The sequence below is a fragment of the Pseudomonas sp. PWP3-1b2 genome (genome assembly GCF_049896045.1).
GTDB classification, from domain to species: Bacteria; Pseudomonadota; Gammaproteobacteria; order Pseudomonadales; family Pseudomonadaceae; genus Aquipseudomonas; species Aquipseudomonas antarctica_B.
Window position 1 is genome coordinate 17,047 of sequence record NZ_JAFCTN010000006.1, and the last position, 14,628, is coordinate 31,674.

The 14,628-nt window shown below is 57.0% G+C and carries 6 protein-coding genes; all 6 read left to right on the forward strand.

Features of this window, described 5'->3' with window-relative positions:
• Positions 1-29: 29 nt before the first annotated feature.
• Positions 30-10,439: a hemagglutinin repeat-containing protein gene (locus ACP7A2_RS05765; RefSeq protein ID WP_426133448.1), complete on the forward strand. Its 10,410-nt coding sequence runs from the start codon at positions 30-32 to the stop codon at positions 10,437-10,439.
• A 5-nt stretch (positions 10,440-10,444) separates the two neighbouring features.
• A complete protein-coding gene (locus tag ACP7A2_RS05770; RefSeq protein ID WP_057009905.1) occupies positions 10,445-10,699 on the forward strand; it encodes a MafI family immunity protein in 255 nt (84 codons plus the stop codon).
• Positions 10,700-12,036: 1,337 nt separating this feature from the next.
• Positions 12,037-12,468 (forward strand): hypothetical protein, encoded by a 432-nt coding sequence (locus tag ACP7A2_RS05775; RefSeq protein ID WP_426133449.1) that lies wholly within the window; start codon positions 12,037-12,039, stop codon positions 12,466-12,468.
• A gap of 118 nt (positions 12,469-12,586) precedes the next feature.
• Entirely contained in the window at positions 12,587-13,024 is a 438-nt protein-coding gene (locus ACP7A2_RS05780) for a lytic transglycosylase (protein WP_426133450.1), read from the forward strand.
• 376 nt (positions 13,025-13,400) lie between these two features.
• Complete coding sequence (locus tag ACP7A2_RS05785; RefSeq protein WP_426133451.1) at positions 13,401-13,937, forward strand: hypothetical protein; 537 nt, start codon at positions 13,401-13,403, stop codon at positions 13,935-13,937.
• 227 nt (positions 13,938-14,164) lie between these two features.
• Complete coding sequence (locus tag ACP7A2_RS05790) at positions 14,165-14,623, forward strand: SMI1/KNR4 family protein (protein WP_426133452.1); 459 nt, start codon at positions 14,165-14,167, stop codon at positions 14,621-14,623.
• The last annotated feature ends 5 nt before the right edge of the window (positions 14,624-14,628 follow it).

The following is a 14,628-nucleotide window of genomic DNA, read 5'->3' on the forward strand; positions in this document are numbered from 1 at the left end:
CAACGCCCCGCGGCACCGAGAATCTGAATATGGATATTCGCCACTTTGCCTTTCTGGCACGCCAACCTTCTGCTGCGCTGAAGCCGCGGGACTCGTTCTTCGGTCTGCCCAAGCGCGGCCTGGTGCTGATTCTCGCCAATGCGTTGTTCTGGCAGCCGCTGCTGGCGCAAGCCGACGGCATCGTGGTGAGTGCGCCGGGCACCACCGTCGGCCAGGCCGGCAATGGCGTGCCCGTGGTGAACATCGCCACGCCCAATGGCAGTGGCTTGTCCCACAACCAATTCAAGGACTACAACGTCGGCCCCAACGGCGTGATTCTCAACAACGCCACCGGTGCGGTGCAGAACACTCAGTTGGGCGGCTACATCGTCGGCAACCCCAACCTCAAGGGCGGCGCGGCCAGCGTCATCCTCAACGAAGTTAACGGCGGTAGCCCGAGCCAGTTGCGCGGTTATACCGAAGTGGCGGGCCAGTCGGCCAAGGTCATCGTCGCCAACCCGTACGGCGTCACGTGCAGCGGTTGCGGGTTTATCAACACCCCCAACGTGACCCTCACCACCGGCAAACCGGTGCTCGATGCCAGCGGCCAACTGCAGCGCTACCAGGTTGACGGCGGCGCGGTGACCATCGACGGCGAAGGCTTGAATGCGAGCAACGTCGACCGTTTCGAAATCATCACCCGCTCGGCCAAGATCAACGCGCAGATCAACGCCCGCGAACTGGCGGTGATCGCCGGTCGCAACGACGTCGATGCCAAAACCCTGACCGCCACCCCGCGCGCCGACGACGGCAGCGCCAAACCGGAGCTGGCGATCGACTCGTCGGCCCTGGGCGGCATGTATGCAGGTGCGATCAAACTGGTGGGCACCGAAGCCGGTGTGGGCGTGAAGCTCGACGGCACGCTGGCGGCCAGTGGTGGGGATATTCAGCTCGATGCGAATGGGCATTTGAGCATGGCGCAAGCGGCGGCCACCGGTAACGTCCGGGTGACTGCGCAGAGCGTCGACCTCACCGACAAGGTGTACGCCGGTACAACGCTGGACGTGCAAACCCAAGGTGACCTGACCAACCGCAAGAGCCTCGCCGCACGTGACCGCATTGCACTGTCCAGCGGCGGCACGCTCACCAACAGCGACATCATCGAAGCCGGCGTTAACCCCGATAACACCCGCAACGCAGCCGGTGATGTGAGCCTGCGCGCCAAGACCCTCAACAACACTGGCACCAGCGTCACCGCCAGCCGTGCATTGACCGTTGATGCCCAAACGCTCAACAACCAGGGCGGCACCCTGAGTGCCAGGCAGCACACACAGGTCACCGCCACCACGCTCAACAACCAGAACAACGGCCGCGTTCTCAGCAACGACAGCCTGAACATCACGGCTGGCAGCCTGCAGAACACGCAAGGCGGGTTGGTTACCAGCAATGGCGCGCTGACTGCGTCCTTAGGTGATGTGCAAAACCATGGCGGTGAAGTCTCCAGCCTGGACACGGCAACGCTGACCGTCGCGACCCTTGATAACGTCGCCGGCCTGGTCACAGCCGGCAAGGCGCTGAGCCTGAATACAGGCGCGCTGAACAATCAGAACGGGCTGATTACCAGCCAGGGCACCGTCGCCCTTGCCGGGAACAGCCTGGATAACCGCCAGAAAGGTCTGGTTGCCGGTATCGGTGGTGTGCAGCTGAATGTGGCCAACATCGACAACCGCAACGGCGAGCTGTCGAGCCGGGCGGGCGTGCTGGTCACCGGCACGCAACTGGATAACAGCGACGGCGGGCTGGTGATTGCCGGCAGCGGCTTGAAACTCACGGTTGACCAACTGCTCAACCGCAATCAGGGCCTGATCAGCAGCGAAGGGCTGTTGACTGTCACGACGGGTACTCTGGTCAATAGCGCCGGTACGCTGTCGAGCGCCGGACCGCTGACCATCACCAACACGGGGGCCCTGGACAATAAAGGCGGGCGCCTGGTGACTGACGGCACCTTGAACGTTTACAGCGCAAACCTGGACAACAGCCAGAACGGCACCCTGAGCGCGCGCCAAGGCGCCAACATCAGCACGTCAAACCTGAACAACACCCAAGGTGGCCAGATCACAGGCGCCAGCAGCCTGACCCTGGACCTCAACCGTGGCGAGTTCAACAACGGCGGCGGCCTGATCAACGGCCCGCTGCTGATGCTCAATAACCTCAAGGACGTGCACAACCAGGGCGGCGAAATTTCCAGTGCCCAGGCGTTCACACTCACTGCCGACAACCTCGACAACAGTGACGGCAAATTACTGAGCAATACCGCGCTGACCCTGCGCATCGGCCAGGCTTTGGCCAACGTTAAAGGCATGATTGCCGCCGCTTCGGTGGATGCCCAGGCTGCCAGTCTGGACAACCGCGGCGGTACCGTTACCAGCCGTGGCGATACCCTGCTCAACGTTGCTGGCCAACTGGTCAATCGCGATAAAGGCCTGATTAACGCCGCTGGCACCTTAACGCTCAACAGCGCGGCCCTGGACAACAGTGGCGGCTCGCTGCTGGGCAGTGCGATTGCGTTGGACTTCGGCGCGGCAACCGGCGACCTGAACAACACCGGTGGCCTGATCACCACCGCAGGCAACCTGAGCATCAATCACCTGCGCGACCTGACCAACAGCGGCGGTGAACTCTCCAGTGCGCAGACCCTGAACCTCAACGGTCGCACCCTGAACAACAGCAACGGCCAATTGATCAGCAATAACCTGCTGGTGCTCAAGGCCGACACGCTGATCAACCAGAACGGCCTGATGTCCGGCTGGCAGGGCTTGACCGTCAGCGGCGCGAACCTGGACAACCGCAACAACGGCACACTGTCGAGCCGTTACGGCGACCTCAATGCCACGCTGACCGGCAGCCTGCTCAATAGCGGCGCGGGCGCGCTGGTCAGCCAGAAAGCGCTCACTGTTAACGCTGGCGAGCTGGATAACAGCGCCAACGGCGTGCTGTCCAGCGCCGCCGGCCAGACGCTCACCGTGGGCGGTTTGCTCAACAACGCCCAAGGCGGCGTGATCGACAGCGCTGCGGCGCTCAGCCTGAACGCACAGAACCTGGATAACACCGCCGGCAGCATCAGCGGCGGCACCGCCACCACCCTCGACCTGCTCGCCACGCTGACCAACACCAACGGCAAATTGGCCAGCGGTGGCCCGCTGCTGATCAGCCGCGCGGCGCAGATCAACAACCAGGGCGGTCAACTCGCCAGCCAGGGGCTGCTGACCCTGTTGACCGGTGGCCTGGACAACCGCAACCGTGGCACGTTGGCCGCCAACGACCGCCTGAGCATCACTGCCAGCGGCCTGGTACAGAACGGCAGCGATGGTTTGATCTACAGCCAGAACGCCGACCTCACGCTCACCGCCAACCGCCTGGACAATGGCAAAGGCGCCGTGCAAAGCCAGAACGGCCTGACCCTCGACGTGGCTGACGCCATCGACAACCAGAGCGGCAAAGTGATCGCCCAGGCCGGTGACCTGAATGTCAAAGCCGTCAGCCTCGATAACCGGGGCGGCACCCTCGCCAGCCTCAAGGCCTTGCTCCAGACCCGTGTCGTCGGCGTGCTGCGCAACGGCTACGACCTCAACAACAATCGCCAGGGCGGCGTGATGCAGGGGCAAACCCTCGACCTGCAAGCCGGTGCCGTAGACAACTATGGCGGGCGCATTTCTGCGCAAGGCGGCAACGGCCTGGTCACCACCGGCAATTTCGACAACCGCAACGGCGGGCTGTACGCCAAAGGCCTGATGCGCGTGGTCGGCCACGACTTCGATAACAGCGGCGACAACGATGGCCAAATCGCCGCCCGGCAGATCGACCTCGACCTGAGCGGCGCACTGAACAACCGCCTGGGCATCATCGAAAGCGAATCCACGCTCAAGGTGAGCGCGGCCAGCCTCGACAATCAGACCGGACGCCTGCGTGCCCTGGGCGCCGATGGCGCCACGGAATTCGCCATCGGTGGCGTGTTCGACAACCGCAACGGCGTGCTGGAAACCGCCAACACCAACCTGACGCTGAACGCCGGCAGCCTGCAAAACCTCGGCGGTAACGTACTGCACGTGGGCACTGGCACCTTTGGTATTGCGCCCGTCAACCTCAACGACGTCGGCGGCAGCCTGGTGACGCGCGGTGACCTGACCATCACCCTGGGCAACTGGACCAACAGCAGCGTGATCCAGGCCGGGCAACTGACGGTCAACGTCAATACGCTCGACCAGACCAGCACCGGCCAATTGCTCGGTGCCCGGCGCTTTATCGGCAGCGGCGGCAACTGGTCCACCAACGGCCTTATCGCCAGCGACGGCGACCTTGACTTGACGTTGAGCGGCGACTTGAACAGCAGCGGGCGCATCAGCAGCTTGGGCAAATTGAACCTCACGGCGGCTCAGGCGAACTTGACTGACACCGCCAGCATCGCCGGCGGTGGCGTGACCCGCGCGACCATCAGCGGCATCCTGAACAACCATGGTCGCCTGACCTCCGCCACCGACCTGGTGGTTAACGCGGGCACGCTCAACAACTACGCCACCTTGGGCAGCGGGCAAACACTCACCGCTACCACTGGCGCGCTGCTCAACGACCACGGCCTGATCTTCAGCGGCGCCGACATGAGCCTGCGCGTTGCGTCGTTGAACAACAGCTACGGCGATATTTACAGCATGGGCAACCTGAGCGTCGATCGCGACGGCCAGGGCGGCTGGGCCGACAGCATCATCAATAGCTCGTCGAGTATGCAAAGCGACGGCAACCTGAGCCTCAGCGCCGGCACGATCAAAAATGAGCGTGCGGTGCTGACCGTCAATGACGCAGGCGTCTACACCGCTTCCGCCACTGAAGGCGCGTGCATCAAGCACGTTAACGCCGGTGACTGCCATGCCGGCGGTACGGGCCGTAACTATGTGTGGGAAGTGGTGACCCGCGACAAGCTGGAAGTAACTGCCGCGAGTGCCGGCTCGAGCATTACCTCGGGCGGCAACATGACCCTGGCCGGCGGCGACCTGCTCAACAGCAGCAGTTCAATTGCAACTGGCGGCAACTTCACCGCGCGCCTGAACAACCTGGTGAACACCGGGATCGAAACCGGCGAGACCGAAACCTACCGCAACTTTACCTCAGAGCGTACCGAGCATCCGCGCGGCTGGTTCAATGCCGCCAGCGCGCTGACCAATAAGTATTGGTATCTAAGCCCTGGCTACAACCCCAATGACCTCGGCGGCCTGGAAGCGAGCGTCGCCAACTTCATCGGCATGATGGAGAGCGAGAACACCCAGTTCGGCAAAGTCACCAAAATCGCCAGCGATGATCAACGCTACGCCGCCGTGATTCAGGCTGCTGGCGCGGTGGACGTCAAGGCGCAAGCCGGTATCGACAACAGCGTGGTGCGCCTGGGTTACAACTACATTGGCGCAGGTGCCAAAACCACGACTGGCGCCACCGGTGCCAGTGGCGCCGCCGGGTACTCCACCCGCGTCACCCTCAACCAGCAACTGCCGCCTGACTTGGCACAGCAGCAGATCAACCCGCTGAGCCTGCCCGGCTTTACCCTGCCAAGCGGGCAGGGCGGCCTGTTCCGCCTCAGTGGCCAAAGCGCCAGCGCGCCCGGCAGCACCGCGCCTCAAAGCTGGACCCTGAGTGGCGGCACCGTTGACCGTGCGCCGGCCAGTGGCCCGAGCGTACCCGTTAGCAGCACCTCCGCCGATGGCGTCGTGGTCAACCGTGTGCAAGGCCTGCCCGACAGCCAGTTTGTCTCCAACCCGCAGAAATACCTGATCGAAACCAACCCGCAGCTGACCAACCTCAGCCAGTTCCTGAGTTCCGATTACCTGCTGGCCAAACTGGGCTTTAACCCGGACCAGGCACAAAAACGCTTGGGTGACGGCCTCTACGAACAACGCCTGATCCAGCAAGCCGTGATCGCCCGCACTGGCCAGCGCTTCATCGATGGCCAGACCAGCGATATGGCGATGTTCAAGTACCTGATGGACAACGCCTACGGCAGCCAGCAGGCGCTTAACCTGTCGGTGGGCGTAAGCCTCACCGCCGAACAAGTCGCGGCCCTGACCCACGACATCGTGTGGATGGAAAACGCCACCGTCGCCGGCCAACAAGTGCTGGTGCCCGTGCTCTACCTGGCCCAGGCCAACAACCGCCTGGCGCCCAATGGTGCATTGATCACCGGCAGCGACTTGAGCCTGGTGTCCGGCACCGACCTCAACAACGTCGGCACCCTGCGCGCCACCAACAACCTCGCCGCCAGCGCCGGGCGCAACATGGTCAACAGCGGCCTCACCGAAGCCGGCAACCGCCTCGACCTGCTCGCTGGCAACAGCCTGACCAACCGCGCCGGCGGCATCATCGCCGGGCGCGACGTCAGCGTAGGCGCCATCAACGGCGACGTGCTCAACGAACGCACCGTCACCAGCCACCAGAGCAGCAGCGGCTACCGCACCGAACGCACCGACTTCGTCGACAACGCCGCGCGCATCGAAGCCGCCAACAGCCTCACCCTGCAAGCCGGGCGTGACGTCAACAGCACCGGCGGCGAGCTGAAAAGCGGCGCCGACACCCGGATCCAGGCCGGGCGCGACGTAAACCTGGCCACCGCCGAACAGCGCAACGCCAATATCGTCAGCACCTACTCACGCAGCAGCAGCGCGGCCCAGTACGGCAGCGTTGTGGAGGCCGGGCGAGACTTCCAGATTGTGGCTGCGCGGGATATCAGTGCGATTGGCAGTCAGGTTAATGCCACACGTGATCTTGCGCTGGTGGCGAAGGGGAATTTGAACCTGACGTCGGCGGCGAATGAACAGCATTCGGCGTCTAATTCCAAGAAGGTCACCAGCCAGGAAGATCACGTTCAGCAAGTGGGTACATCGCTTGTGGCCGGTGAGAACCTTTCCCTGAGTGCTGGCAACGACATCGTGGTCAGCGCCAGTCGCGCGAGTGCCGGCAAGGAAGCCTACTTGTACGCAGGCAATGACCTGGCGCTGAACGCCGCGCAAGACACCGACTACAGCTATTACCGCAAAACCAAAACCAGCAAAGGGTTGCTGTCCAGCAGCCAGAAAACGCGCATCGACAGCAGTAACCAGATCAGCCAGCAGGGCTCTTCCATCAGCGCTGACACCGTGGTCGTGCGTGCCGGTCGGGACATCGGCACTACCGCCAGCGACGTGGTTTCCACCAATGCCACCAGCCTGATTGCCGGGCGCAATGTGGTGATTGATGGGGCGACGGAAACCTTTGAACAAAGCCATTCGTCCTCGACCAAAAAATCGGGCTTGATGAGCAGCGGCGGCATCGGCGTGACGTTGGGCTCAAGCAGCAACAAGACCACCTCCACCAGCAGCACTGAAACTACCAGGGCCAGCAATATCGGCAGTGTGCTGGGCAGTGTGGACGTCCAGGCCGGTAAAGACCTGACCATCAGAGGTTCTGACGTAGTTGCCGGTAAGGACATCAGCCTGATCGGGCAAAATGTCAGCATCCTGGCTTCCGAGAACAACAACCGCAGCGAGCAGACCTCCAAGAGCAAGACCAGTGGGTTGACTCTGGCGTTGTCCGGCACCGTGGGTAGCGCGGTGGACTCCGCTTACCGAACTGCCAAGCAAGCCAAAAGCGAGGACGACGGCCGCCTCTCGGCTTTGCAAGGTGTGAAGGCGGGGTTGACCGGCGTGCAAGCGTGGCAAGCGGCTCAGCAGAATGGCGGCATGAACAGCGCAAATGCTTCGCAGTTTGTGGGGATCAGCCTCTCCCTGGGTTCTCAAAAATCCGATTCCAAACAGACCCAGGAGCAGACCCTCAGCCAGGGCAGCAGCCTGACGGCCGGCAACGACCTCACCATCGTGGCGGACGGTAACGGTACGCCTGGAGCAGCAGGCGATATCCATGTTCAAGGCAGCAAGTTGCAAGCCGGTAACGAAATGCGGCTTGCGGCGGAGCGCGATATTCTCCTGGACGCTGCGGCGAATAATCAAAAACTCGATGGCAAAAACAACAGCAGCGGCGGTGCGATTGGCATCAGCCTGGGCGTGGGTTCCGAAGAAAGTGGCCTGAGTATCTTCGCCAATGCAAACAAGGGCACTGGTAAAGAAAAGGGCACCGGCACCACTTGGACGGAAACGACCCTCGACGCGGGCAAACAGGTCAGCCTGATCAGCGGGCGAGACACCGCCCTGAAGGGCGCGCAGGTCAGCGCAGATAAAATTACCGCCGATGTGGGTCGTGACCTTACGCTGCAAAGTCTGCAAGACACGGATGACTACAAGTCCAAGCAGACGGATGTCAGCGGGGGCATCAGCTTTGCCATCATTGGCAGCGGTGGCAGTGCAAACCTGAGCATCAGCAGAAGCAAGATCGACTCCAACTATACGAGTGTGCAGGAGCAAACCGGCCTGTTCGGCGGTAAGGGCGGCTACCAGATTGATGTAGGCAACCACACCCAACTCGATGGCAGCGTGATCGCCAGCACTGCCACGCCGGACAAAAACCGCCTGAACACCGGCACACTCGGCTGGAGCGTTTTAAAGAACAAGGCTGAGTACTCAAGTCAGTTGCAGAGTGCCAGCGTCAGCAGTGGCAGCGATGGCGCCAACGGGTTCATCAGCAACATGCCCACCGGCACCTTGATCGCGTTCAATCATGGCGACAGTGACAGCGGCACCACCTCATCGGCGATTTCCAACGGCACTCTTGACATCCGCGACCCTGCCAAACAGCAGCAGGACGTGGCAACGCTGAGCCACGATGTTGAACACGCCAACGGCAGTATCAGCCCCATCTTCGATAAGGAGAAAGAGCAGAAGCGCCTGCGGCAGGTGCAGTTGATTGCGGATATTGGTGCTCAAACCGTCGACATTGTGCACACACAAGGCGAGCTCAACGCCAAAGAGGCGGGTCGCAAAGAACTGGAGAGGAAAGGCAATGATCAGCCGACGGACAAACAAATCGCTGCCAGCGATGCGTACAAAAAAGTCATGGCTGACTACGGTGTGGGCGGTGACTACCCGCGTGTAGCCCAGGCCGTAACGGCGGCATTGCAAGGGCTGGTTGGGGGCGATATCGGTTCAGCCATTGCGGGCGCATCAGCGCCGTATCTGGCGCAAGTCATCAAGAAAACGACTGGGGATAACACTGCGCTCAATACCATGGCCCATGCCGTGTTGGGAGCGGTAGTGGCTCAGGCGCAAGGCAACTCTGCACTGGCAGGCGGTGCCGGGGCTGCGACGGGCGAATTCATTGCTCACCAGCTTTATCCAGGGACGGCCACGGATGATCTGACGCAGAAGCAAAAAGAGACGGTTTCAGCGTTGTCGAGCTTGGCGGCGGGGCTGGCCGGAGGCATTGCTGGCGGTGATCTGAGCGGTGCAGTGACGGGGGCGCAGGCTGGGACTAATGCGGTTCAGAACAACTATCTGAGCGAACAACAAGAAGCTCAGAAAAATCAGGAAAAAGCGGCGTGCGCGACCGGTAAATGTAGAGCTGGCGTCGATACGAAGTGGTTTCTTGTCGACCAGGGTCAGGACATCAGTTTTAGAGCAGGAGCGCTGGTTGGGGTCCCTGAAGGGTTGGTCGATACCGTTAACGGCATCATAGATCTTGCTGGCAGCCCGATAGAAACCTATAAATCGTTGAGCTCACTGTTTAACAGTGGGGATGTACTGGGAAATGTGTCGGACGCCGTTAAACAGTCATATATTGACCGCATTAATAAGTTGAACGAGGAGTATGAAAGAGCTGGGCCAGCCGGGTCGTTTAACGCCGGACGGGAAACTGGAAAGCTGATAGTGGACGTGGCGTCGCTTGTGACGGGTGCCGGCGGCGCCGTGAAGGGCGGTGCTTTGATCGTTGAAAAAGTGACGGCGAAGTTTGTCAGGGCGGAGTTAGGTGGGGCGGCAAGAGCTACAACGGGCGCGCCTGTATGGGTTAGTTCCGAGGGGGCCTATAGCGGGAAGCTGTCAGGAGATTATGCTCCGGGAACTACTACAGTTAATGGCAACGTTGTAGATAACGCTGGAGATTTTAGCGGGGGGTTAGGTGCAAAAGGACTTGGGAAGGATTACGTTGACATTCTTTCTCCTGAAGCAAAGCAACATATTCTGTACGGTGATAATCCAGGCAGTGGTGGACATATGTGGCCGGGACAGGAAGGGAAGACAGTTTTTCCTGAAAGTTGGTCAGGTGATAAGATTGTTGACGCGGTCGGCGATATCACGACATCTCCGAGCACTAAGTGGTACGCGCAAACTGGAACCGGTGGCGCTTATACAGCTAAAGGAGATGCTGCTAAATGGGTCGCTTATGAAACTCGTGATGGCGTACGAATGCGAGTTGTATATCAGCCGGCTACAGGAAAGGTTGTTACTGCATTTCCTGATGATGCTCCAATTCCACCTTACAAACCAATCAAGTAGGATTTATGTTTGCGGATCGTATCATTAGGTTTGGGAAAAAATTTGAAGGTCGATTAAATTCCGATCTTCTCCAAGGCGCCTTGGATTATGTCGCGTATAGCGAAGAGAACCTAGCCTTTGAGATATTGTGCGATCATATTTGCGAATATGATATTTCTATAACGGACGAAGAATATAGAGAGGCTGTTCTGCTGATTCTAGATATGGGGCTTGATTTAGATGAAGGGCCATTTAAGCACCTGCTGGGGTTGAAGCAGTAAAGAGCTAGAAGTTAGTTGGTACAAAAGCGACAGGCGAAGCTGCTACTCAGATCCCAGGCCGAGTAAACTCGCGTGTAAACATTGCCAATGGCCGCACGGAAACGACCCCTCTTCGTGATAACGGCAATCCCGTATCTGCGGGTTTCGATCATGTTATAGATGGGCATTTCGATAGAGAAATCTCCAACTCGCGCTCCGTATTTACCATTGCTCCAGATGAGCTGAAAGGCATCCTACAGAGCAGTTCTGTTGTAAAGTCCCCGGTTGTAGCGCTGCCAGATGGCCAATTCGTAAGAACAGTTGATGTGGGTCGGGCTATTGGTACTGCTACATTGAAGGATGGCGGCATTCCTACGTCTGTGATAAAGGTATTCACCTATAAAGCAGGGAGTTTAATTACAAACTTCCCGGTTAAGGTGGGCAACTGATGCATACTCTACCCTTAAAAATATGGCATGAATTCCAGTCGGTAGTGGAAACTCTAAGTGACGAAACACCTTCGAGGCAAGTTCTTGAAGTAATACTATTTTGGATGAGAAGTAACCGTAAGCATCTTACCGGTGGGCCGTTTTTGGGCTATAGGTTCATATCCTTGCAAAAATAGATGAGAGGGATATTCCAGTTGAATACTGTTCCTTTAAGGTAAGTGATTTAATTAATTTCAAGAGTATTGTTTTGAAACGTCAGACTCGAGATGAAGATTCTATTGCGAGATTCTTACGCGATACGATTGAGGAGCTGGCAACTGTCGAAGTTGATGAGCAATGCCCCAGATGTGAGTCTGAGGGAATGCGCGCGTTTATAGGTAAGTACAATGGATTGCTGGCTTATCAGTGTAATGTCTGTGGGTACTCCCATTATTCAGAAGGATCTAGGGTTGAGAACGGTGGATTAGAGTTTGCGAGTGAGAGGCAGTTGCGAGAGCTTGGCCTGATTTAATGGCGCAAAAGCGACGGGCGAAGTCGTGCCTCCTGTGCCTGTTGTTACTTCTGGTACTACTCGGACAGGTGTTGTTCGTACAAATGCCGCAGACTGGAGAGCACTGCGTGATAACTGGGATGACCTTGGATATGGTCAAATCTTAAGTACTGAAAATCAGGCCGCGATAGCTAAAGGAAAACACTGAAAGTTGACGATGCATGGGTTGAGGTTTTTCCTGAAGATGCAGGGCTAAAGGGCGAGAGAATTCCTATGCACCATGTCCAGGGTTCGCCACTTACTGTGCCACTGCCTGATACACGGCATTTGGACGCGCATATGCCAGGAGGCTTTAGATATAATCCGGGCGGTCCAGGGTCAGCTCTCCCGGCATACCCTCTCAAGAAAGGAGCTGAGTAATGCATTCCATACCGCTAGAGCTTGCGAAGCAAAAGTTAATTTTTTACGTGGCTCAGGATTTGGACAAGTCGATTAGATCTAATGTGCAGCAGTTTGTGAATGAGGTTGCCGCGTCAAGAATATGGAGCGTTACTCCGCCGAAATTTATTGACGAGATAGGCGAGAGTGGCGCGGAAGTTGTAGGTGGGTTTTTAGAAATTTATTCGGCTTTGCCGCCAAACATACTTCCTATTGAGATGGACTCAAAAAACCTAGATGACGTAGAGGCGCTGGTAGGTGCCGAAAAAAAACTATCTGAAAATCAAAATCTTTCCTTTGAGTTTCAGTTAGATACTACCTTTGTTGGCGCTATTGAGGACGGTGTTATTGATCGAGTCCTGCTGGACGGTTTGCTTGTACCGTGGCGAAATCACCTCAAGGGGAAAAGTTGAGTTGGTGATGCTGTTATCTTGAAGGTTTCTCCACAGAATGGAGTAATTCCAAAGGCCATCTTACAATCTGCTAACAAGGCGGGGTTTTAATTAGAGTTACTAATGGTCTTGGTTTCGGATGAAGAAGTTTGCGATAGCGCCAATGGATGAATCTCTGGCACACTCTAGGCATCTCTCGGGTGAGTCATATACGGCTCTTATTGGGTCGGACTCTGCGCCATCTTGCTTTGTTGAATTCTCCATAGATAAAGGAATGGTGGGTGTCGGATTTTTAGATAAGAAATGTCGTGAATATCTGACCTACCAATTTCAAGTAACAGATGCGGATAATTTATTTTTGACTATGGCGGCTCATCGTGAGTTTGAAGGGGATGGAGACGAGGTCATAGGTGGGGAGTCTTACTTTTTCAATAAGGAGGGCGGCCTTGTTATTAGGCGAGAAAAGTTTAATCCTCATGAGCTTGAAGAGGCCAGATCAAGTTTTGAACCATCTCGAAATTATGAAAAAATTCCAAGATTTGGTTGTTGCTCTGATGTGACAAAAGTTGATAGATGAAACAGGGTAGGAAAAATAGGTGCCAGACGGCGCTTATATGTATTTTAGAGTTCAGCAGAGTTGCTCTTTTAAAAGTGTGATTTATTTTTTGTAATTGTACTATTTTGCTGGCCTGTTATCATGTGGCTAAGCTGTAAATTCTTATCCAGCTATGGGGTTTATATAGCTCGCTGTCCTAGAGTTTTACTGCCCGATATTGCATTGCATATTATACGGCGTGGAAATAATCGGTCTGCGTATTTTTATTCGGATGAAAACTGTGTTTTTATATAAATACGTTAGTTTTATTAATCGTGTTCTGACCCTATTTTCCTATGAGATTTAGCTGTTCAATAAATCACTCATAACCGCTTGATATGTGAGCCTAGGAGTCGTCTTGAAGATCTTTTTGCTTACCCTCTTTTCTGCGCTGTTGCTGAGTGGCTGTAGTGTCACTGGCTATGAGAAGCCCATACCTTACGATCAGGCAACCACCGCACGCATTCGTCTTTTTGGGAATAACGGTTTGCCTGTTGCCGGCAACCCCGGACAAGACTGTGCTTCGAGTAAAGAACCTCTTTTTGCCTACGGTTACACCGTTGCGGACAAGGTCAACTCCACCTTGGGGCAACACACCAAACGAAGTATCGGAATGCCCGCTTCCTGGAGGAGCGATCACCTGAGCTATGGCGAGTCTTATGCCGAGTTTGTGATCCCTGCGGGTGTGCCGTCTGTCGTAGTGATGAAGATGGTTACCGGTGAAGCGTTTTGTGTTCCAGATGCACGTGTATTTGTTCCTGAAGCGGGTAAAGATTACGAGGCGTACTTACAGAGGCAAGACGGGTATTGCGGTGGCGTGATTCGACTGCTCTCCGGGCTGGAGACGCCTGGTGCTATCGCACAGGTTCCGTCGAACCGTTGTGGGAGAAAATAAGGATAATTGGCGGTCTGGGCCAGCAGCTGTTTACGCTTTTCGTGCCGCGCAGCGCCAAGCAAAAATGGGGTCAGACCACAATTTAATACAAAGACATAGATTAGTGGTCTGACCCCTATTTTCCCGGGCTCTCCCTGGTGGCGTGTGTTGCATCCCGATACGGGGGCTGCGGGTGGATATTCCGAATGGGCAATTCCAAGAGGCGCCCCCAAAAATTAGGTGAAAGAATGAATATTGCTGAGTTGAACATCAATGTCGGGGGACGCCCCAGCGTGGGTTTCAGCGGTGATGAGTCCAGCGTTCACGCCCTTGAGGCTCGGCTGGGCCGTAGGCTTCCAGAGAGCTATCTTCAATTCATCCGATGTGCCAACGGCGGGCATCCTGAAGCCGGAAGTTTTTTCCTGGACGCCTCGTCAGATGCCAGCGTTGGTGTTGATTGGTTTTATTCATTAGGGGGCTCGGCCGCCGACAGCCTGGAAAAGGCTCTCGATGACTGGGCTCAAGTGTTGGGGCCATTCATGTTGCCCCTCGGGCGCGACGGAGGGGGGAGCCAGTTTTATATCTCTCTGAATTCGCCATCCGGTTCTGTCTGGTATTACTCACATGAAGGTTCAGAGCGCACCCAACTTGCCGATAGTTTCGAAGAGTTTCTGCAGCAATTGCAAGTTCACCCGGATTTTATTTGAGAACC